General features: G+C 73.8%; 21 protein-coding genes. 11 read left to right on the forward strand and 10 right to left on the reverse strand.

Annotated features, from left to right (window positions below; genetic code table 11):
* Positions 1-18 precede the first annotated feature (18 nt).
* From CXR44_RS19455 to CXR44_RS19485, 8 genes are all read right to left on the reverse strand, one after another.
* Positions 19-2,781: a DUF5682 family protein gene (locus CXR44_RS19455; protein ID WP_101787499.1), complete on the reverse strand. Its 2,763-nt coding sequence runs from the start codon at positions 2,779-2,781 to the stop codon at positions 19-21.
* Positions 2,778-3,890 (reverse strand): ATP-binding protein, encoded by a 1,113-nt coding sequence (locus tag CXR44_RS19460; RefSeq protein ID WP_101787500.1) that lies wholly within the window; start codon positions 3,888-3,890, stop codon positions 2,778-2,780. The genes CXR44_RS19455 and CXR44_RS19460 overlap by 4 nt, the downstream gene beginning before the upstream one ends.
* Before the next feature lie 22 nt (positions 3,891-3,912).
* A complete protein-coding gene (locus tag CXR44_RS19465; RefSeq protein WP_101787501.1) occupies positions 3,913-5,268 on the reverse strand; it encodes a VWA domain-containing protein in 1,356 nt (451 codons plus the stop codon).
* On the reverse strand, positions 5,265-6,650 hold the full coding sequence (locus tag CXR44_RS19470) for a hypothetical protein (protein WP_101787502.1): 1,386 nt from the start codon (positions 6,648-6,650) through the stop codon (positions 5,265-5,267). The genes CXR44_RS19465 and CXR44_RS19470 overlap by 4 nt, the downstream gene beginning before the upstream one ends.
* On the reverse strand, positions 6,650-7,138 hold the full coding sequence (locus CXR44_RS19475) for a hypothetical protein (RefSeq protein WP_101787503.1): 489 nt from the start codon (positions 7,136-7,138) through the stop codon (positions 6,650-6,652). The genes CXR44_RS19470 and CXR44_RS19475 overlap by 1 nt, the downstream gene beginning before the upstream one ends.
* A gap of 206 nt (positions 7,139-7,344) precedes the next feature.
* Positions 7,345-9,423, reverse strand: coding sequence for a S9 family peptidase (locus tag CXR44_RS19480; protein ID WP_101787504.1), 2,079 nt, complete (start codon positions 9,421-9,423; stop codon positions 7,345-7,347).
* 128 nt (positions 9,424-9,551) lie between these two features.
* Positions 9,552-9,692: a hypothetical protein gene (locus tag CXR44_RS39520; protein ID WP_180903569.1), complete on the reverse strand. Its 141-nt coding sequence runs from the start codon at positions 9,690-9,692 to the stop codon at positions 9,552-9,554.
* 183 nt (positions 9,693-9,875) lie between these two features.
* Positions 9,876-10,709: an NmrA family NAD(P)-binding protein gene (locus CXR44_RS19485; protein WP_101787505.1), complete on the reverse strand. Its 834-nt coding sequence runs from the start codon at positions 10,707-10,709 to the stop codon at positions 9,876-9,878.
* A 244-nt stretch (positions 10,710-10,953) separates the two neighbouring features.
* Between CXR44_RS19485 and CXR44_RS19490 the strand changes: the two genes are divergently transcribed.
* The 8 genes from CXR44_RS19490 (at position 10,954) to CXR44_RS19525 (ending at position 17,786) form a co-directional block, all read left to right on the forward strand.
* Complete coding sequence (locus CXR44_RS19490; protein ID WP_101787506.1) at positions 10,954-11,922, forward strand: AraC family transcriptional regulator; 969 nt, start codon at positions 10,954-10,956, stop codon at positions 11,920-11,922.
* 84 nt (positions 11,923-12,006) lie between these two features.
* The gene (locus CXR44_RS19495; protein WP_101787507.1) at positions 12,007-12,273 is read left to right on the forward strand and encodes a hypothetical protein; all 267 of its coding nucleotides are present in this window, start codon (positions 12,007-12,009) and stop codon (positions 12,271-12,273) included.
* Between the two features lie 350 nt (positions 12,274-12,623).
* Positions 12,624-12,911, forward strand: a complete 288-nt coding sequence (locus CXR44_RS19500) for a hypothetical protein (protein ID WP_101787508.1) — start codon at positions 12,624-12,626, stop codon at positions 12,909-12,911.
* Positions 12,911-14,005, forward strand: coding sequence for a bifunctional WXG100 family type VII secretion target/C40 family peptidase (locus CXR44_RS19505; protein WP_101787509.1), 1,095 nt, complete (start codon positions 12,911-12,913; stop codon positions 14,003-14,005). Before CXR44_RS19500 ends, CXR44_RS19505 begins: the two co-directional genes overlap by 1 nt.
* Positions 14,006-14,253: 248 nt before the next feature.
* Complete coding sequence (locus tag CXR44_RS19510) at positions 14,254-15,588, forward strand: lanthionine synthetase LanC family protein (RefSeq protein ID WP_101787510.1); 1,335 nt, start codon at positions 14,254-14,256, stop codon at positions 15,586-15,588.
* A 183-nt stretch (positions 15,589-15,771) separates the two neighbouring features.
* The gene (locus CXR44_RS19515) at positions 15,772-16,374 is read left to right on the forward strand and encodes a DUF305 domain-containing protein (protein WP_144070017.1); all 603 of its coding nucleotides are present in this window, start codon (positions 15,772-15,774) and stop codon (positions 16,372-16,374) included.
* A gap of 171 nt (positions 16,375-16,545) precedes the next feature.
* Complete coding sequence (locus tag CXR44_RS19520) at positions 16,546-16,941, forward strand: pyridoxamine 5'-phosphate oxidase family protein (protein ID WP_101787512.1); 396 nt, start codon at positions 16,546-16,548, stop codon at positions 16,939-16,941.
* A 47-nt stretch (positions 16,942-16,988) separates the two neighbouring features.
* On the forward strand, positions 16,989-17,786 hold the full coding sequence (locus CXR44_RS19525; RefSeq protein WP_101787513.1) for an SAM-dependent methyltransferase: 798 nt from the start codon (positions 16,989-16,991) through the stop codon (positions 17,784-17,786).
* Here CXR44_RS19525 and CXR44_RS19530 read toward each other — a convergent pair.
* Positions 17,783-18,160, reverse strand: a complete 378-nt coding sequence (locus CXR44_RS19530; RefSeq protein ID WP_101787514.1) for a DUF6223 family protein — start codon at positions 18,158-18,160, stop codon at positions 17,783-17,785. The genes CXR44_RS19525 and CXR44_RS19530 overlap by 4 nt on opposite strands.
* A gap of 307 nt (positions 18,161-18,467) precedes the next feature.
* Between CXR44_RS19530 and CXR44_RS19535 the strand changes: the two genes are divergently transcribed.
* Both CXR44_RS19535 and CXR44_RS19540 read left to right on the forward strand, forming a co-directional pair.
* Entirely contained in the window at positions 18,468-19,586 is a 1,119-nt protein-coding gene (locus CXR44_RS19535; protein WP_101787515.1) for a sensor histidine kinase, read from the forward strand.
* Entirely contained in the window at positions 19,583-20,245 is a 663-nt protein-coding gene (locus tag CXR44_RS19540; protein ID WP_101787516.1) for a response regulator, read from the forward strand. The genes CXR44_RS19535 and CXR44_RS19540 overlap by 4 nt, the downstream gene beginning before the upstream one ends.
* A gap of 27 nt (positions 20,246-20,272) precedes the next feature.
* On the opposite strand, the gene CXR44_RS19545 is transcribed toward CXR44_RS19540, so the two are convergent.
* On the reverse strand, positions 20,273-20,539 hold the full coding sequence (locus CXR44_RS19545; RefSeq protein ID WP_101787517.1) for a DUF1876 domain-containing protein: 267 nt from the start codon (positions 20,537-20,539) through the stop codon (positions 20,273-20,275).
* 297 nt (positions 20,540-20,836) lie between these two features.
* Here CXR44_RS19545 and CXR44_RS19550 point away from each other — a divergent pair, with 297 nt between their 5' ends.
* The gene (locus tag CXR44_RS19550) at positions 20,837-21,172 is read left to right on the forward strand and encodes a hypothetical protein (protein WP_101787518.1); all 336 of its coding nucleotides are present in this window, start codon (positions 20,837-20,839) and stop codon (positions 21,170-21,172) included.
* Positions 21,173-21,253: the final 81 nt, after the last annotated feature.

Below are 21,253 nucleotides of genomic sequence, written 5' to 3' on the forward strand. Positions count from 1 at the left end.
TCACGGACGCCGCGACCGTCAGGCGAGCAGGGCCGCGACGGCGGTGGCCGTGCTCGGGTGGCGGCTCAGCAGCTCGCCGGCCGCGCCGGAGGCGGGCGCCGCGCCGACGGCGCCCCAGCCCCCCTCGCAGCCGAGAAGCGCGGCGACGGCGTCGCACGCGGCCGGATGGGCGGCCAGCAGCGTGTTCGCCGGCCCGGCTGTCACGGGTCGCGCCGGGGCGGCCACCGTCGCCGGCCCGGCCGTCCAGGGCGGGGTCCAGGCGTCGAGGTCGGCCAGCGCGGCCGGGAACGTCCGGCCCGCCTCGCGCACCAGGACCGGCACCAGCTCCGCCGCCTCCTTGCGGAGGGTGGTGATGAGCTTGGGCAGCCAGGGCAGCAGCACGGAGTCGGGCAGCCGCGCGAACGCCTTGGAGATCACCTCCACCACGAACGGCCCCAGGGACGGCACCGACTCCAGCGCCTGCACGAAACCCGTGATGTAGAGCGGGAACGACGGGATGACGAGCGGGTTGGCGAGCAGGTCGTCGCAGCGGGCGCGCAGCTCGGCGAGCGGGAGCAGGCCGAGCTGCGAACGGGCCGCCCACAGCAGCGCCACCTTGGCGGGCGACTCGGGGTGCGACTGCTGGACGGCCAGCTCGAGCTGGGCCCGGTCGCAGCCGAGCGAGAGCGCCAGACTCTCCATCGAGAACAGGAACCCGAGCATGGCGCCCACCTGCCGGACCCCGGTGTCGTCGGCCACGAACGCGGACGGCAGCAGGGTGCAGTAGTGGGCGTAGCCGCCGGTCACGAACGCCTCGCACCAGCCGGGCAGCTCCGGCTCGGTGGCGCGGTAGTGGGCGAGCAGCCGCCGGATGCGGCGCAGCACCTCGGGCGCGTCGTCCACGCTCCGCTCGGCCGACAGCAGCTCCACGGCCCGCGCGCCCAGCTCGTCGGTGAACCGGCGGCTGCCGAGGAACAGGATCGAGTCCTCGACGGCCGACAGGGTGGTGGCCGCGGTCGCCTTCGGGTCCCAGACGGCGCGGCGCAGCCGCTGCTCCAGCACCTGCTCGACGGTGACGCCCTCGTAGCCCAGCTCGATGACGGCCCGCTGGTGCTGACCGATCGTCAGGTCCCAGCTCTCCTGGATGGAGCGCTCACCGAGCCGCCGCGACCCCATGATGGGCCGCACGGCCCCGTCGGGCAGCAGGTAGCGCAGCATCCACAGCAGCTGGGAGCAGGGCTGGAGGTGGGGGTCGGCGTCGAGGTTGAGCAACGCCCGCTGGACGGTGCGCTTGCTCAGGTCGAGGCCGAGCGGCTCGAGCCGGTCGTAGACGTCGCGGGCCAGCGGCGGCAGCGCGTCGTAGCCGACCTGGCCGATCCGGTCGCCGCCCAGCAGGATCTCGCACAGGTGGCGCACGTCGCGGCGGCCGGGGACGCTGTCCTTCTCGATGCAGGTGACGGCCGCGTCCTGGAAGTCGTACGGCGTGGGCCGGACCCGGTTGCGCATGCCGGCGAGCAGGATGGACGTCTCGTACACGGCGATGGCGTCGGCGGTGCTGGCCAGGTAGCCGTTGCGGCGGGCCAGCCGGACGATGTCCACGCACCAGCCGAGCAGCTCGGCCTCGTCGACGCCGTCCAGCTCGGGTGGGCTGGACAGGAAGCCCGTCAGCTTGTCGGTGACGGGCTGTGCCGCCGGGGCGGGCGGCGCGGCCTTGGCCTTCTTCTTGCGCGCGCCCTTCTGCCCGTCCAGCCGGTACGGCTGGACGCCGCCGCGTGAGACGGCCTTGGCCCAGGTGGCGGCGGCGATCGACACCGAGCCGGGAGCCAGCCCGAACTGGGCCTCGATGGCCGATTGGCTGGACGGGATGAGCCCGTACAGCCAGCGGGTGGCCGTGCGGGGGGTGATCTCGTAGTCCGTGCCGCCCGCCAGCCCGAACTCCTCGACCCGGCTGGCGGCGTGGAAGGCGCCGCACACGTACAGGCAGTCGGCGGGGTCGGCGCCGGTGGCGGCGAGGTGCTCGCGCATGCGGGTCCACATGTGGCGCTCGCGTTCCTCGTCGCGCGCCAGCCGGTCGCCCCGTTCGGGCGTCAGGCGGCGGAACAGGCTGCCGATCAGCACCATGACCTGGCGGTAGGTGTCGTAGTCGGCGCCGGCGAGCGGCTGCTCGACGTACTGGTCCCACCATTCGGACCAGTGGCGCACCTTGCCGTGGTGGAGCAGGTGCTCCTCCAGCTCGGCGAAGCGCGGGCGCAGGTCGCCGATCTCGATGCCGACGGCGTCGCCGTGCAGGCCGGCCTCCTCGCCGGCGGCGTGGCCGGCGGCGGCCTCCTCCTCGCGCGGCTGCCACTGGAAGACGTGGTCGGACGAGCGGTCGACCAGCACCAGCTCGACGTCCGGCGTCTCGAGGGCGTACGCGATGGCCTGGTACTCGGCCGACGCCTCCGTGATGGGCGCCACCACGCTGAGCGGCCCCCATCCGGCGGGGAAGCCGTCGAGGTCGGTCGCGAACGCCTGCAACGCCACCGGCAGGCGGCAGTTGCGCAGCTCGCCGAGCAGCGGCCCGAGGTCCTCGCACAGCTCCAGGTAGATGACCTTCGGCTGCTTGTCGCGCAGCCGCCTGGCCATGGCCAGGGCCGAGGCGGGCGAGTGGTGGCAGACCGGGAAGATCTCCAGCTCCTCGCGCAGCGCCCGGTCGACGTCGTCCACCAGGCCGGAGAGGATCTCCGGCACGGCGGCGGGGGCGTCGGCGAAGGCGTCCGCCGCGCCGAGGAGCTGTTCGCGCAGGGCGCCGAACGGGCTCATGACAGCGTCGAGATCGCCTGGCGGCCGCCTTCGAGGAAGTCGGGCCACTCGCCGCCGTCCTTCTTGCTGCGCGGCTCGACGACGCCGTGCCAGTACTTGTTGAGGATGGCCAGGTCCTCGGGGGTGCGCCGGGCCAGCGAGCCGATCAGGGAGCCGCCGAGGGTGTGGGCGGTCAGCGCGCGGTCGCCGAAGAACTGGCTGTGCAGGATGGCGTCCTCCAGCACGCCGATCTGCTCGGCGGTGGACAGCGCCGACTCCAGCCGCTCGTCGTCGCTGGAGGCCGAGGCGGAGGCGGCGCGCAGGTCGGCGAAGCTCTGCAGCAGGATGTCGAGCAGCGTCGGCGGGACGTCGAGCTCGATGCGGTGGCGGCGCAGCAGCTCGGTGGTGCGGAAGCGGACGATCTCCGCCTCGCTGCGCTTGTTCGTCACGACGGGGATGCGGACGAAGTTGAAGCGTCGCTTCAGGGCCGAGGACAGGTCGTTGACGCCGCGGTCACGGCTGTTGGCGGTGGCGATGATGGAGAAGCCGGGCTGGGCGAAGACGATGTTGTCGTCGTCGAGCTCGGGGATGGAGACGTACTTCTCCGACAGGATGGAGATGAGGGCGTCCTGCACGTCGCTGGTGGAGCGGGTCAGCTCCTCGAAGCGGCCGATCACGCCCTTCTCCATGGCCGTCATGATGGGCGAGGGGATCATCGACTGGCGCGACTGCCCCTTGGCGATCACCATGGAGACGTTCCACGAGTACTTGATGTGGTCCTCGGTGGTGCCGGCCGTGCCCTGGACGACCAGGGTGGAGTTGCGGCAGATGGCGGCGGCGAGCAGCTCGGCGAGCCAGCTCTTGCCGGTGCCCGGGTCGCCGATCAGCAGCAGGCCGCGGTCGGAGGCGAGGGTGACGATGCTGCGCTCGACGAAGCTGCGGTCACCGAACCACTTCTGCGGGATCTCCCGGTCGAGCCCGTCGGCACGCTCGGACCCGAGGATGAACAGCCGCACCATGCGGGGGCTGAGCCGCCACGAGAACGGCTTGGGGCCGTCGTCGATCGACTCCAGCCAGTCGAGCTCGTCGGCGTACTTCACCTCTGCGGGTGCGCGCAGCATCTCGGTCATTTCGCGGGTTCTCCTGGAGTGGTTAGGCGAGGAAGCTCTTGAGCTCGAACACGAGTTTGCGGATGTGGCCGGAGATCACGGGGGTGCCCAGGTCCTTCAGCTTCTGCCGGAACCAGGGGTCCACGCTGGCGTTGCCTGAACTGTTGACCGAGCCGACCGGGATGAACTTCACCCCTGAGCGGTGCACCGCCTCGAAGTCGGTGAGCAGCTCACGGTTGTCGTAGAAGTCGGAGATCCAGACCAGCACGGTGTTGCGCGGCTCGGCGATCTTGGGCCGGGCGAGCGCCATGGCGACGGTGCCGTCGGTGCCGCCGCCGAGCGTCGTGCGCAGCAGCACCTCGAACGGGTCGCTCACCCACGGGGTCAGGTCGAGCGCCCTGGTGTCGTAGGCGATCAGGTGCACGTCGACCTTGGGCAGGCCGGTGAAGATGGAGGCGAGGATGGTGCAGTTGACCATCGCGTCCACCATCGAGCCCGACTGGTCGACGACCACGATGAGCCGCTGCGGGGTGGTCTTGCGCGCCGTGTGCCGGTAGTAGAGGCGGTCGACGTAGAGCCGCTGGTCGTCGGCGTTCCAGTTGGTGAGGTTCTTCCAGATGGTGCGCTGGACGTCGAGGTTGCGGAAGACGCGTTTGGGCGGCACCGACCGGTCGAGCTTGCCGACGCTGGTCTTCTCGACCTGGGTGCGCAGCACCTCGGCGACCTCGTCGACGAACCGGCGGATCAGCGCCTTGGCGTTGGCCAGCGCGATGCCCGACAGGTTGGCCTTGTCGCGCAGGAGCTGCTCGATGAGCGACATGCTCGGGGTGAGCTGCCTGGCCAGGGCGGGGTCGGCGAGCACCTCACGCAGCCGCATGCGGCGCACGAGGTCGCCTTCGAGGCCGGCCAGGACGCCGCCCAGCTCGCTGTCGCCGGGCCGGCCGCGCAGCGCGCCGCGCTCGCAGCCGAGTGCCTCCTCGAACCAGCCGGCGTCCTGCTGCCAGCGGGCCAGGTCGGTCGCGGTGACGTTGCCGGAGCCGGTGGAGAAGACGTTGAGCAGGAGCTTGGAGACCAGAGCCGCCCGGCGCACCTCGTCGGCGCCGACCTCCGCCGGCCCCTGCCCGGTCTCCTCGCTCTCCTCCTCGGCGAGCAGGCCCTTCAGCTCGGCGCCCAGATCGGGGAAGCGCTGCACGAGGTTGTCGACGGACACGCCCGGGTCGAGCAGTGCGGGCGGCAGGCCCAGGTCGTCGACGACGGCGACGCTGGCCGCCTCCAGGGTGGGCTGCTCATCGGCGCTGAACAGCCGGGCCATGAGGCGCCAGTAGAGGACCTGGCGGCGGTTGGCGTCGGCGGAGACGGCGGGGCCCGTGCTCGGGTCGGTGCGGGAGTCGTCGGTCATTTGCGCAGCAGCCGTCCGGCTCGCTCCCGCAGCACGGCCACCACGTCACCGGCCTTGGCCTCGGCCTTGACCACCTTGGGGTCGGTGGGGCCGAGCGCCCAGTCGCCGGCGTGGGCGGTGACGGGCTTGCGCTTGACCGTCGCCTGCACGGCGAGCGGCTGCACCGACCAGCGGCCGGCGTCCCAGCGCACCAGGCCGATGCAGGCCGTGGAGGCCGCCACCAGCTCGGGGGTGAGCGGGCCGCACCGCGGCAGGCGGTCCAGCTCGACGGCGAGCGGGTGGCCGTCGAGGACCAGCGCCTCACCGTCGACCGTGTAGCCCTCCAGCAGGACGGGCTCGGCGATGCGCACCGGGTGGCGGTCGAGCGGCGTCACGGCGGGGGCGAGGGCGTCGGCGAGCTGCACGCGGGCCACGGCGAACGGGTCGGCCGGCTCGCCGGCCGCCGCCCGGTCGTCGTGCCACAGCAGGTCGCCGCTCGCGAGCAGCGGCATGCCGGTGAGGTCGAGGCTGCGGTGCTCGGCCAGCGCGCCGAGCAGGACGGGATGCGCCTGCAGCAGCCGCCACACGGCCGGGCCGGTGATGGTGTCGACCTTGGCGGCGGAGACGCTCGCGCGCACCAGCCGGGCGGCGCCTCCGCCGGCCGGCTCCAGGAGGCCGTGCACCTGCGCCTGGACGGCGGTGCCGTGCTCGTGCACGTCCACGCCGAGGACGAGCAGCCGGCCGGACACCTGCTCGGGGTCGGGATCGGCGGGCAGGCCCTGCGCCAGCAGGACGGCGCGGGCCCACAGGTCGGCCCAGCGGCGGGCCGGCACGCGGGGCGCCGTGGCGATCGGGCAGCACGCGGCCAGCTCGGCGGCCAGGCCGTCGAGCAGGACCGCGACGCGGCGCAGGCGGGGCTCGGCGAGCAGCGCCTCCACGGTCTGGCTGGAGGCGGAGACGAGGTCGTGGTCCACGCCGCGCCAGCCGGTGATGGCCAGCTCGTGCAGCCAGGAGCGGGCGGCGGCGAGCAGGTGGTCGGCGGCGGGCGCCGGGGCGGCCGCCGCCTCCCAGGCCGCCCTGGTGCGGCCGAGCGCGGTGTCGAGCCGGGCGAGGAGGGCGTCGTGCACGGCGCCGAGCAGGGCGGTGCGCGCCCCGGCCAGCGCGGTCAGGTGGTCTCCGGCGACGGACCCGGCGGTGATCTTGTCGACGGCCTCGCCGGCCCGGTCGCCCAGGGGGGAGGCGGACACCGCGCCGGCCAGGGCGGCCAGCGCGGCGGCCCGGTCGCCGCCGAGCCGGCCGAGCCCGTGGGTGAGCGCGTCGTCGAATCCGGTGACGAGGTCCAGCGTCTCGGTGACGCCCGGCGTCTCGCCGTCAAGCAGGGCGGACAGCTGCACGGCGAGCATCAGCGCGCCACCCCCGCCGGGAACCAGTGGAGCTCGGGCACCGGCGTGGTCGCGCCGGGCAGCTCCAGGTAGGTCAGGTGGCGCAGGAACCTGCTGAACACCATGGCCGCCGGCGTGCGCTCGACCCCGCCGCCGAGGGCGCCGATCAGGTCGCCGTCGTCTCCGACCTCGGCCCGCAGGTAGCCGGCGACCCGGTCGAGGCCGTACTGGATGACCGCCTCGTCCACGAGCAGGCGCAGGTGCTTGCACGGGGCGCCGTAAAGGCCGCCGCACGGGCGGTTGTTGTTGGTGCTGCAGTCATAGGTGTGGGTGCCGGCGGCGACGGACGAGACGTAGACCCGCCCGATGTCCGATCCGCTCGACACGACGCCCTGCAGCCGCCCGTCCGCCAGCTCGACGAAGGGCACCTTCGCCAGCTTGCGCGGCTGGACGGGCGACACGACCCGTGCCGTGCTGCGCTGCTCCCACGCGGGTGCGTCCGCGCTCACAACTCTCGACCTCCCCGGCCGGACGGCTCGCGGGACGCCGGAAAAAAGGAGGTGGCACCAACGCGAACGGCTGATCAATGAGTCGGTAATGTACCCCATCGCCCCGACAGAATCGGGGGCATCGACGATCTTGCCGACGCCGGCCGGACAGCGCGGGGAGCCGTGCGGGAAGGCCCGGACGCCCGAGGCCGAAGACCGCCTGACCGTCAGGGGGCCGAAGGCAGGCCGAGGGCGCGGCGCAGGAAGCCGAGCTGGTGCAGCAGGAGGTTCTCGGCCACCGACTCCTGCGACGGCAGGTGCGTGGTGCGGGACAGCGGCAGCACCTCGTGCGGGCGGCCCGCTTCCAGGAGCGCCTGCGAGAACCTCAGGGTGTGCGCCGGGACCACGTTGTCGTCGGCCAGGCCGTGGACGAGCAGCAGCGGGCGGGTGAGCGACGCGGCCTCCAGGATCGGGGAGCAGCGGTCGTACGCCTCCGGGTGCTCGTCGGGGTGGCCGAGGTGACGCTCGCGCCAGTGGGTGTCGTACAGGCGCTGGTCCATGACGGGCGCGCCGGCCACGGCGGCGTGGAAGACGTCGGGACGCCGGAGCACCGCGAGCGCGGCCAGGTAGCCGCCGAACGACCAGCCGCGGATGCCCACCCTGGCCAGGTCGAGCTCCGGACGGCGCGCCGCGGCCTCGCGCAGGCCGTCCACCTGGTCGGCCAGCACCGGGCCGGCCAGGTCGAGGTGGATCGCGCGTTCCCAGGCGGGGCCGCGGCCGGGGGTGCCGCGGCCGTCCACCGCGAGCACGGCGAAGCCCTCCTCGGCGAACCACTGCGAGACGTACGTCCACCACCCCTGCTCGGCGGTCACCTTGCGCAGGGCCGGACCGGCGTACGGGTCCATGAGCACCGGCAGCGGGCCGTGGCCGGGAGTGTGCCAGGACGGCAGGAACAGCGCGGCGCGCAGCGCGCGGGGGCCGAGCGTGAGCAGCTCCATACGGAGGTCGAGGACGGGACGTTCGGCGTACGAGGCGATCTCCACCGAACCGGCGCGGACCTTCGTGCCGGGCCGGGCCGGCGAGCGCGACTGGAGGATCGTGGTGCCGCCGCGGCCGGTGCCGGTGTGGACGCCGGGCTCGTCGCTCAGCCGCCGGACCCCGCCGGCCGGGTCGTAGGCCCACAGGTGGGCCTGCGTCGGCTCGTCGGAGGCGGTGAAGAGGACCGTCTCGCCGTCCACGGCGACGACCGCGTGCAGCTGGAGGCCAGGGGGAGTGACGGGGTCGCCGGCCACCAGGAGCCGGCGCGTGTCGTCCAGGTCGGCGCTGGTCAGCAGCCTGCCGGCCGCGTCGCGGGCGGGCAGCCCCGGGACCAGCTCCACCCAGGCGTCGTCGCGCTGCTCGGCCAGCACGCGGGTGGCGCCGGTGGCCGGATCGACGCCGAGGACGAGCAGGCGCCGCTGGTCGCGGCTCTGCACCGCGGCGTACGGCCCGGCGGCGTCCCAGCCGGCGCCGGTGAGGTACTCGAACGACGCGGCGTCCCAGTCGACCCGGACCGCCGGGGCGCCGGGTGCGGTGATCCACAGGCTGACCTCGGCGTTCGGGGTGCCGGCGGCGGGATAGGGGAAGCTCACCGGCGGGCGGGCCGGGTCGGACGGGTCGGCCAGGTGCCAGCGCCGCACCCGCGCCGTGTCCACCCGGGCGACCAGCAGCCGCCGCCCGTCGGGAGACCACCAGTAGCCGCGGTGGCGGCCCATCGACTCGGCGGCGACGTGCTCGGCGAGCCCGTACGTGACCTCGGGGCCGTCGGGCTCGGCCACCACCTCGTCCGTGACGCCGTCGGCGGTCACCACGCGCAGCGCGCCGCCGCTGACGTAGGCGACACGCCGGCCGGTCGGATCGGGGCGAGGGTCGAGCACCGGCCCGGCCGTGGGGATCAGGCGCACGGCCCCGTCGGCGGGCCGTACCGTCCACAGGCGGCCGGACAGGGTGAAGGCGAGCAGCTCGCAGGTGTCGTCGGCGGCGTGGCCGACGATGCCGGTGGACATCTCACCGGCGCGCAGGCGACGGGTCCGCTCCTCGGCCGGCAGTTCCTCCTCCGCCCCGGCCAGGAGGGCGAGCGGGTCGGCGAGCAGGCGTTCGCGGCCGGTGGCGACGTCCAGCGACCACAGGCAGGAGACGGGGTCGTCGCCGGCGCGGCTGCGCAGGAAGAAGACGGTCGCGCCGTCGGGAGAGAGGGTGAACGCGCCGGGCGCGCCGAGGGTGAAGCGCCGGGTGCGGGCGAGCTGGCGGGGAAGTGACGTGGTCAAGGCTGCTCCTTGGATGAAACGACTCCACCGAGCAGCGTGGCCGCCTCCGGTATCGGAGCGCGGCCTTGTCGAGGGACACTACAGCATCCGCGGCGCACCCGGCGCGCGCCACGGATGCCCGGCTCGTGTCACTCCTCGTCGGGGCGGGTCAGGTCCTCCACCGTCCGGCCGGACCGCGACAGTGCCTCTTCCATGGCGGCCTGGCCGGCGGTCTTCGGCTCGTCCCGGTCCTCGCCGGGCCCGGGCGTGTTCTCGTCGGGTGTGCTCATGAGGCGGTCGGTACCCCGCGTGGGCGGGTGAACACCTTGCGGCGCTCGCCGTACGGGAGCGCCGCCGTACGGGGAGCGCCGCCGACCGGCGTCGCGGGCCGACCGGTGTCGCGGGCCGACCGGTGTCGCGGGCCGACCGGTGTCGTGGGCGGGCGGCGGCGCCCTGGCCGGGTGCCGGTGGTGTCAGGACCAGGCGCCCGCTTCGGCGGCGCGGGCCGCGTAGGTCTCGAAGGCCAGCGGGTCCCGGCCGAGCACCCGGCGGACGCCGTCGACCGGTTCGGCGGTGTGGCCGGCACGGTGCAGGGCGAACAGGACGTTGAGCGCGTCGGCCGCGACCTCCGGGTACCCGGCGGCGAGCAGCTCGGCCCGGTACGCCTCGGGCGTCAGCTCCTCGTACCGGACGGCGCGGCCCGCCGCCCGGGCGATCGTCTCCACGGCCTCGGCGAAGGTCAGCCCGCGCGGGCCGGACAGCTCGTACACCTGCCCGGCGTGCCCGTCGCCGGTGAGGACGGCCGCCGCCACCTCGGCCACGTCCTCGACGTCGACGAAAGCCTCCGGCACGTCGCCGATGGGCAGCGCCAGCCGGCCCGACATCAGCGGCTGGTGCCACAGGTCCTCGTCGAAGTTCTGGTTGAAGTTGTTGGCCCGGAGGATCGTCCACTCCGCTCCCGAGCCGCGCACGGCCTCCTCGGCGGCCACCATGCCCTCGCCGAAACCGCCGCGGACGTGCTCGATGCCACGCCCGGACAGGACCGCGAACCGGCCCACGCCCGCCTCCACCGCCTGCTTGACGAAGTCGTTCACCGGCGCGGGGTCGTCCGGTGCCACGAGGTACACCGCCGAGGCGCCCGTCACGGCCGCCTGCCAGCTGTCCGGCCGGGTCCAGTCGAAGCGCGCCTCGCCCGTACGGGAGGCGGCCCGCACCGTCTCACCCGCCGCGCGCAGCCGCCGCACCAGCCGGCGGCCCGTCTTGCCCGTCGCCGCGAGGACCAGGATCTCGTTCGCATGTGTCGTCATGGCTTCGAGTCAACCGGCGGCCCGGCCGCGCGGCCATGGCCGTCCGTTCGCGCTCCATGTCCGATCGTCCGGGCACCGGCCGCCCAGGAACCGTCCGGAGACCGACCGTCCGGCGACCGGCCGACCGGAGACCGACCGACCGGAGACCGACCGACCGGAGACCGGCCGACCGGAGGGACCGCCCCGGCGTCCTGGGGTCGGCGGCTTTCGATGGGCCGGGAGGCGGCGCGCCTATCGTGGGGGCATGGACCCGTTCGACGATCTGTTGCGTGGTGTGCGGGCCGACGGCGCGATCTTCGGCCGGTCGGTGCTGACGCCGCCGTGGGCTCTGCGGTTCGCCGACGAGGCGTCGCTGACGCTGCTCGTGCTGCTGCGCGGCGAGGGCTGGATCGCCGGGGAGGCGGGCGGGGAGCCCCGGCGGCTGCGTACGGGTGAGGCGGCGATCGTGCGCGGGCCCGAGCCGTTCGTCTTCGCCACCGAGCCGCCCGGGGCGGGCTCGCCGGTGCGGGAGGTCCGCGCCGGCCGGACGCCAGGCGACGGCGGCGGACCTGGCGGCCACGGCACGGACCTGGTGGGACCCACCGTGCTGCTGGCCGGGGCCTACCACATGCGTGGACAGGTGCCGCGGCGGCTGCTCGGCGTGCTGCCGCCGCTGCTCCTCGTGCCGGACGAGCACGACTGCGCGTCCATGAACGACTACCTGGAGTCCCAGCTCATCGGGGCGCGGCCGGGCCGGCAGGTCGTGCTGGACCGGCTGCTCGACTGGCTGCTGGTGTGCACGCTGCGCGACTGGTTCGACCGGCCGGAGGCGGTGCGTCCGGGGTGGTACCACGCGCTGGGCGACGACGTGGTCGGCCCGGTGCTGCGGGCCATGCACCGGGCCCCCGACCGGCCGTGGACGCTCGCCTCGCTGGCCGCCGAGGCGGGGGTGTCACGCACCACGCTGGCCAAGCGGTTCGCCGAGCTGGTGGGCGAGCCGCCGCTCGCCTACCTGACGGAGTGGCGGATGGCGCTGGCCGCCGACATGCTGGCGGACTCGGCGGAGACGGTGGCGACGGTGGCGCGCCGGATGGGCTACGCCGACGCGTTCGGTTTCAGCTCGGCCTTCAAACGAGTCCAGGGGGTGAGCCCGAGCGAGTACCGGCGGCAGCGGGAAGGCCGGCCGGCGGCCCTGGGCTCCGGGCCGGAAGACGGGAGATCGGCCTCGGGCTGACGGCCGGCGGCGGAGGATCAAAGGCGGCGGCGATGGGTAGAGGGTGGGATGCCGCCCCGATCGCCACTGAAGGGGACCACGTACATGGTTGCCGCCGATCCCTCCGACACGTCGCCCAGGACGCTCCGGTCAGGTCGTACGGACCGGCTGGAGGAGGCACTGGAGACGCTGAGCCGCGCTTACACCGAGGCCGTCGCCGCCGTCACCTCGGCGACCGACCCGCAGGCCGTCTTCGCGGGCGCCGCCCGGGTGGGCGAGGTGCTGCGGGAGCTGGACGAGGACCTCGCCGCCAGACGGGCCAAGCTGTCCGCTGAGGTCCGGATGGGGCTGATCCAGTCGGCGGTGCGCTGATCGGCACGTTTTCGGGCGGCGCACCCAGGGGACACTGCATTCAGTGACAACTCGTCACTGTCCGTGATGCAGTGGGAAGTGCACCATGATCAAGGTAATACTCGTCCTCGGGGCCCTCGTCGCGGCCGCGACGGCGGTGACGTTCGGCGTCATGACGTTCCGCGAGGGCCCGCGACCGGCCCACGCGAGGGGGCGCCGCTCCTGACGGCGTCGCCCGGGAGGCGACCGCCAGGAGATCCACAGCCTTTCGATCACACCGGCACGGGCGCGCGGCTTTCGAGTATGGTGACGCTTGCGTGCCCGCGCGGATCTTCACGCGGGCGCCACGACGACTTCGGTGGACGGGTGTGATGGCAGGGCTTTCTCTCCAGTACCGAGCGCTAGAAGACGGCGAGGCCGCCGCCAACAGGCTGTCGAAGCACTTCAGGGAACTCGGGACCGGCTACCCGGCCGGCACCACGGCTTCCTCGATCTTCGGCGATCTCGACGACTCCTCCGCGCTGGCGGGACTCGTCAACGAGCTGGAGACCGAGGCGGGCGACGAGATGGGGGCGGCGCAGAGCAAGCTCTCCAGCGTCGGGTCCGCCCTGGACAAGGTGTGGACGTACGTCCGCAGAGCGGACACAGCGGACGTCTGATGGGTGTGAGTGAGGACCTCGCGACGTTACCCGGCGGCGGCGAGCTGGCCGGCATCCTGAAAAGCGTCAACGGCGATCCGGGCGCCATCCGCGGCATCGCGAAACGGTGGCGGGGCACGGCGAAGAGCGTCGGCGAGTACACCGGCACCCTGCGCAAAGCCGTCAAGGCCATCGACGCCGCCTGGGAGGGCGGCTCCGCCGACGACTTCGTGGGGCACATGGAGGGCTACCACACGGCCGGTGACGGGCTGCATGACGCGCTGACCAACTCCGCCACCGCTCTCGAGGCGGCGGCCACGGCGCTGGAGACGGCCGAGTCCGAGGTGCGCGGCCTGTGCAACGACGTCATCAGCCAGGCCAACGCCTTCCGCCTGAACAACCCCAAGGCGACGCAGAAACAGTTCGACGACGCCATGGCGCCGCTGGTGCGCCAGGCTGTCTCCGCCGCCAAGACCTATCTCAAGTCCGCGAACACGATGGTCGGCAACGCCAGGACGACGATCAGGTCCCAGCTCGACGGCAGGCGCAAGACCTTCGTGACCCTGACGCCACCGCAGGCCGGCCGCGACTGGCAGCCGACGCCCATCCCCGACTGGTCGAAGACCACGCTGGCGAGCACGAACGGCGGCGGCGGCCGCACCGGCGTCACCGCCGCGCCGGCCGGTTTCAGCGGCTACTCGGGCTCCGCACCCGCCGGCGGTCCCGGTGGCGACGGCGGCGCGCAGGCCATCCCGTACGTACAGGGCAACGGCACGGGCGCCGACATCATCGCGGCCGCCCGCAAGCACATCGGCAAGCCGTACATCTGGGGCGCCAACGGGCCGTCGGCCTTCGACTGCAGCGGCCTGGTCTACTACGCCCTGAACCAGGCGGGCATCGAGATCGGCGACACGACGGCGGCGGGCTACCAGAAGAGCGGCCAGCCCGTCACGGACCCGCAGCCGGGCGACATCGTCTTCTTCGGCCAGCCGGCCACCCACGTCGGCATCTACGTGGGCGATGGGCAGATGATCCACGCGCCGCGTCCGGGTGCCACCGTGACACAGGGCCAGGTGTCCGGCAACGCGCCGATCACATTCCGCCGCTTCACCTGACCCACCGTCCCACCCGACCCGCCGTCCCGCAGGACCCGTTCACCCGACCCGCCGTTTCACCCGACCAGCCGTCCGGTGCCGCCGGGGTCGCCTCCGGGGGCCGGCGCGCGGCCTTGCGCCTCGCCGTGGTGGCGGGCCTGCGGAAAGGCGCCCCGCCGCCTGTCCCCTGCCGGATACGCTCGAGTGAGGCCGCGTTCGACACGCGCCATAACCTTATTTCCCTACCAAATATGTGGGACAATCAGGTCATGAGTCGGGACGAGAACCGCCCGCGAGGCGCGGGCGCCGAGTCACCGCTGTCGGCGGCGATCCTGGCCGGCCGGTGGATCAGGTCCGCCGCGGTCGACGACGAGCGGGGCCGGTGGTGGCAGGCCAACCCGGATACGCGCGGCAGGTCCGCCGTCACCGCGGAGCCCTGGTCGCTGTACTCGGGGGCCGCCGGGATCGTGCTGTTCTTCCTGGAGCTGGCCACCGCGACCGGCCACGAGGCGTACCTCGACGACGCGCGGGCGGGCGCGCGCCGGCTGGCCGCGACCTGGCGGGAGCAGCACGACCTCTCCCTCTACCACGGCCTGACCGGCGTCATGATCGCACTGATGGAGGCCGGCTGGGCGCTCGGCGACGAGTCGTTCGAGGTCGAGGCACGGGCGATCGCGGACGCGATCGTCGCACGCGGGCGGGCGGCCGACGGCGGCATCGGCTGGTCGCCCGACCCGGCGCAGCGCGGCGACGGCGGCATCGTGCTCGGCCTGCTGCGCGCCGCCGCCCACCTGGGCGTGCCCGCCTACGAGGAGACCGCCGTGGAGGCGGGCCTGCGCATCGCGCGGCTGCCCGTGCCCGGCCATCGTTTCGGCGACTGCGCCGACCTGCCCGTCGACGCGGTCACGCCGGGCTTCCTGGCCGGTACGGCCGGCACGGCGTTCCTGCTCGCCCGCCTGTACGGTCTCACCGGCGAGCCGCTCTTCCTGCGGGCCGCGCGCAGCGGCGCCGACTTCGTACGCGAGGTCAGCACCGTCGCCGGCGGGTGCGCCGTCGTCCCGCACCACGTGCCGCAGGCGCGCACCCTGCACTACCTGGGCTTCTGCTCCGGTTCGGCCGGGGTCGCCCGGATGTTCTACGAACTGCACCAGGTGGCCGGCGATCCGGGCGACCGCGACTGGGTCGAACGGCTGGCCCGCGGCATCGTCCGGGCGGGCGTGCCGCACCGCAACAGCGAGGGCTTCTGGAACACCGCCTGCCAGTGCTGCGGCACCGCCGGCCTGATCGAGCTGTTCGTCGGCCTGTGGGCGGCCACCGGCCGTGAGAGCCACCTCGACTTCGCCCGGGTGCTGGCCGGGCACCTGACCGGCCGGGCCAGCGGCCACGACGGGCGGGGCTACCGCTGGTACCAGGCCTACCGGCGGCTGCGGCCCGAGGAGGTCAGCGCCGACACCGGCTACATGGTCGGCGCCGCCGGCATCGGTGCCGCGCTGCTCCACCTCGACGCCGCCGGCCAGGCCGACCGGCCCCGTCGCGTCATCCTGCTGCCCGACAACCCGTTCCCCGTCATCCCGCTGCCGACGTCGTCACCGCTCAGCCGGTAGCCGGGCGGGTTGCGCTGTCGCCCACCGGCGACCGAGGCTGGACGGGCGCCGTCACGCGGGCTTTCCGCCGGCGCCGTCACGCGGGCGTTCCCCTGGCGGCCGAACCGCACGGCGGGACGCCGCGTATCTCCCAGGAAGCGGCCGGTCCTGCGAGAGGCCGGCCCTCGGGTGGAAGGGGCCGACATGCTGGGAGTCTCCTGGCGATCGAGAAGGGTGAGCGTGGCGGTGGCCGGCGCCGCGCTGTGCCTGCCGCTGGCCGCGGGCTGCGCCACGGCGTCCGGCGAGTCCTCGCCCGCCGCGCGGACGACCACGGCCGTGGGTGCGGGAGGGACGGTCGGCTACCTGGAGGAGGACGTCCAGTTCTCCCTGCAGATGATCCCGCACCACCGGCAGACCATCGAGCTGGCCGAGCTGTCCGACGGCCGCACGTCCAACGCCTACGTCCGGCGGCTCAGCGAGGAGCTCATCGAGGACGAGCGGGCCGACATCACGCTGATGACGTCGTGGCTGACGTCCTGGAACGTGAGCCCGCCGCCGGAGCACGCGGCGGGGCACGACATGCCGGGGATGCTCGGCAAGACGCAGATCGCGGAGCTGAGGCGGCGTTCGGGAGCGCCGTTCGACCGCATGTGGCTGACCCTGCTGGCCAAGCACCTCGACAGCGGCGTGCAGATGGCCGAGGCGGTCCAGGGCAAGGGCATGCACGGCCCCACCGCCGAGCTCGCCGGAAAGATCATCACCAACCAGCGCGAGCTGATCGGCGAGATCGTCAAGCAGGTGGCATGACGTGCCGCAGCAGGGAGGTGTCCGTGACCCGGCCCCAGGCACGCGGTTCGGCCGCCTCGGGAGCGGGCCGGACTCCAGGCCCTCCGGCCGGGGTGACCAGGTAGGAGCCGCTTCCCGCGCGAGTGTGTGCCGGAGCATACGATATTGCCGCGCGAGTCCCCGAGGAGGCATGTGAATCTCGTCGATCGCGGTGACGGTTTTGCCGAGTTCTGGCGGGAGCGGCACCTGTGCACGCTGGCCACCGCCCGGCCCGACGGCCCCCCGCACGTGGTGCCGGTCGGCGCCACGCTGGACCTGGCCGCCGGCATCGCCCGCGTGATCACCTCCGGCACGTCGAAGAAGGCCCGGCTCGTCGCGGCGGCGGGGCCCGAAGGGGCGGAGGTGGCGCTCTGCCAGGTGGACGGGCGCAGATGGTCGACGCTGGAGGGCCGGGCCGTGCTGCGCGCGGGGGCCGACCAGGTCGCCGACGCCGAGCGCCGCTACGCCGGACGCTACCGCGAGCCCCGGCCGAACCCCTCGCGGGTGGTCCTGGAGATCCGGGTCACGCGCGTCCTGGGCAACGCGTGACCACCGACGTCGCCTAGAGTGATCACCGACGTGTCGAGGAGGCTGTCATGCGCGACCCCCTGAGCCCCGCGGTGAACCCGAACGTGCCCAGCGTCGCCCGGGTCTACGACTACCTGCTCGGCGGCAAGGACAACTTCGCCGCCGACCGGGCGGTGGGCGACCAGATCCTCGCGCTCAGCGCGCAGTCCCGGTGGGCGACGCTGGAGAACAGGTACGTCCTGGCCCGGGCGGTGCGTCACCTCGCCGCCGAGGCGGGCATCGACCAGTTCCTCGACCTCGGCTCCGGCCTGCCCACCCAGCGCAACGTCCACCAGGTCGCGCAGGAGGTCAACCGCGACGCCAGGGTGGTGTACGTCGACAACGACCCGATCGTGCTGGCGCACGGCCGCGCCCTGCTGGCCGAGAACGACCGGACCGCGGTCGTCCAGGCCGACATGCGCGACCCGGACGAGGTCCTCGCCCGCGACGAGGTCACCGCGCTCCTCGACCTGTCGCGTCCCGTCGGCGTCATCATGTGCGGGGTGTTGCACCACCTGGACGACGAGGAGGACCCGGCGGGCCTGGTCGCCTCCTACATGGCACGCGTGCCGTCAGGAAGCCGCGTGTTCGTCACCCACTTCGCCCGGTCGGGCCCGAACAGCGCCGAGGCCGAGCGCATCCTCATCGCGGGCATCGGCTCCGGCCGTTTCCGCACCGCCGCCGAGATCGAGGCCCTGTTCGGCGGCCTGGACCTGGTCGAGCCCGGCGTCGTCTTCGTGCCGCGCTGGCGTCCCGACGAGCCCCTCGGCGAGGAGCTCGAAGAGTGGCAGATGCTCCTCATGGGCGGCGTGGCGGTCAAGCCCTAGCGTCGCGGTCGGCCGGCGCGGCGCGAGCGGGCCAGGGCCAGGCCGCCGAGGACCACGGCGAGCAGCCCCACCGCCAGGGCCACGTAGCCGCCGACTATGCCGTAACCGGTGCCGGGACCGCCTTCGGCCGCGGCCACGACCAGCCCGCCGCCGACCGCGGCGGCCAGCCCCACCGCGAGCGCCACGAGCGCCCCTCGCCGCCCCGAGCCGGTGCCCGTACGACGGGATCGGGCCAGCGCCCACCCGCCGACGACCACGCCGGCGATCCCGACCAGCGCGGCCACCGCGGACCAGAGACGCCCGGAGGTCATGGCGTAGGCGCCGACGTCGGCCGGCTGGACCGAGGCGGCGGCGATCAGGTGGCGGACGGACATGAGACGCTCCTTCTGCTGCGACTTCTGTTACGGCTTCTGGTACGGCTTCTGGTACGGCTTCTGCTACGACATGTGACAGCTTCTGCTACGACGCGTGACGAGTTCCGCTGCGGCGGGACGTCGCCCGATCATGTCCGCCGGGCCCGTCGCCGGTCGTCGTGCGGGCGCAGGCAGTTCGTGCTGCCGCCGATGCCGTAACCGGCTGCCACGGGCGTCGCAGGAATTCCGTCGGTACCGCGGGCGCGGTAGGCGGCGGATGGTCCGTGTGCGGGATTCGCCCGCGTGAGCGTCCGGCTAGGGTGCACGCATGGCAAGGGGACGGATCGGTGTCGGGGACTGGGCGATCGCCGTCGGCGTGGCGACGGTCCTGCTGGTGACCGGGCTGTCCGGGCATCATCCCGTCACGGATCTCGGCCCGCTGGGCTACGCGCTGCTGCTGGCCGGCGCCCTGTCGCTGGCGGCGCACCGCCTGGCTCCGGTCGCGGTGCTGGCCGTGACCGGAGTGTCCGTGCTGGGCCACCAGGCCGTCGGCCTGGACGTGCCGGCCGTCGCGTACCTGGTCGCGGTGTACGCCACGGTCCGGGCCGGGCACCGCATCGTCGCGGTGGCGGGCTCGCTGGGCATGATCCTCGCTCTTCCGGTCGTGCTGCTGGCCTCCGCCCAGGACAGGCTCTTGGGGGAGGCGTTCACGCACAGCCGGGACATCCTCCAGGTGGCCTGGCTGGTCGCCGCCGGGGCGGCCGGGGAAGCGCTGCGGCAGGCCGAGCGCCGGGCCGACGAGGCCGAACGTACCCGGGAGGAGACCGCGCGGCGCCGCGCCGACGAGGAGCGGCTGCACATCGCGCGGGAGTTGCACGATTCGCTCACCCACCAGATCTCCGTCATCAAGGTGCAGGCCGAGGTCGCCGTCCACGTCGCCCGCAGGCGGGGCGAACAGGTGCCGGAGGCTCTGCTGGCGATCCGGGAGGCCGGTCGTGAGGCGGCCCGGGAGCTGCGCGCGACGCTGGAGGCGCTGCGCGACGACACCGGGAGCCCGCCGCATGGGGTCGAGCAGGTCCCGGCGCTGGTGGAACGCGCCCGGACGACCGGCCTGGACGCGACGCTGACGATCGGGGGCCACCGCGACGACGTGCCGGTCGCGGTGGACCGGACCGCTTACCGGATCGTTCAGGAGTCGCTGACCAACATCGCCCGGCACGCCGCCGCCACCACCGCGTCGGTCCGGATCGACTACCGTCCCGACGCCGTCGTCATCCGGGTCGACGACGACGGCAAGGCCAGACCGGACACCGCCCTGGTGCCCGGCGTCGGGCTGCTCGGGATGCGCGAACGGGTCACCGCGCTCGGCGGTCGCCTGCGGGCGGAACCACGCGGCGAGGGCGGCTTCACCGTCCAGGCCGAACTTCCCGTGGAGCGCCCGTCATGATCCGCGTCCTGCTGGCCGACGACCAGCCGCTCATCCGCAGCGGATTCCGCGCGCTCCTCGACCTCGAAAGCGACATCCAGGTGGTGGCCCAGGCCTCCAACGGCGCCGAGGCCCTCGCCCTGGCCCGCGAACACCTGCCCGACATCGCGCTCATCGACATCCAGATGCCCGTCGTGGACGGCATCGAGGCGACCCGGCGCATCGCCGCCGACCCAGCCCTGGCAGGGGTGCACGTCGTCATCCTGACCAACTACGGCCTGGACGAGTACGTGCTCAACGCGCTGCGCGCCGGCGCCGCCGGGTTCCTCGTCAAGGACATCGTGCCGGAGGACTTCCTGCACGCCGTACGCGTCGCCGCGCGCGGCGACGCCCTGCTCGCCCCGTCGATCACCCGGCAGCTGATCAACCGGTACGTCACCCAGTCGCCCGACATCGGCACCCGGGCGGTGCTGGAGGAGCTGACCAACCGCGAACGCGAGGCCGTCGCCCTGGTCGCGCGGGGCCTGTCCAACGACGAGATCGCCGCTCACATGGTGATCAGCCCGCTGACCGCGAAAACCCACGTCAACCGGGCCATGGCGAAGCTCCACGCCCGCGACCGCGCCCAGCTCGTGGTCATCGCCTACGAGTCCGGGCTGGTGAGCCCGCGCGACTCCTGACGCGTCACCAGCCGGAAGGAGGTCGCGTCACCGTTCGTCGACGGGCCCGCCCAGCCGGGCGACGTCGTCCACGGCGTCGCCGATCAGCTTGTCGGCCAGGTCCATCAGCGCCCGACCGGCCGCCAGCTCGTCGCCGATCTCCGGCACCGGGCGGTCGTGCGGGTTGCGCCGGGCGACCCCCACGCTCTCGTGCCACTTGCTGCCCAGGGCGTACAGGACGGCGCGCGCCTGCGTGCGCTCGTCGCCGTCGTCCTCGCTGATGTAGATCTGCACGGTCCACTGCTTGGCCTGCATGACTCCCCCTCGCTGCTCCCCTGACACCAGCATCCGCCGAGGGACGGGCCCTTGACCACCCCGGTGTGACGGACCGGCGGCCCGCCGAACCCGGAGAGGTGGACGGCGCCACCCGGGCCGTCCACGATCTCGTAGCCGCGCGCCGGCCCAGCCGCGTGGGCGGCTGCGGAGCCCGCGGCAAGGGTCGAAGGTCCCGGCTGCCGGGGACCTGAGCGGGTGCCGCCCCGCCCCCTGTCTCCCCTAACGTCATCCCGGGGAACCCCGGCCCCTGCCTCCGCCACCCGAAGGGAGTGCCTCGTGCCCTCACGGACCACGCCGCCTCCGCTCCCGGCGCCCTACGACAGGATGCTGTCGGCGTACGCCGCCGCGCTGGCCGGCTCCCGGCTGGCCGGGTCCAGCCGGGTCACGTACCTGTCCCGCACCCGGCGCTTCCTCGCCTGGACGGCCGGAACTGCGGCCGGCGACCCGCGCCCGCTCGCCGAGATGGCCGCGGCCGCGCGGACGGCCCGCGCCTACCGTCTCCACCTGGAGGGAGGCGGTTACGCCCGGGGCACGATCGCCAACCATCTCATCGCGATCGAGGACTTCTTCGCCCGCACGGGGCTCGGCTCGACCGGCCTGCGCCGGAGCTGACGAGCCGCCCCGGCTCCGGTGGAAAGGACTTTGGTCCCTGTTCCGGGCACCGCACCCGCCACCATCATGTTGGAGTGAACT

It is taken from the genome of Nonomuraea indica, assembly GCF_002850745.1.
GTDB lineage: Bacteria > Actinomycetota > Actinomycetes > Streptosporangiales > Streptosporangiaceae > Nonomuraea > Nonomuraea indica.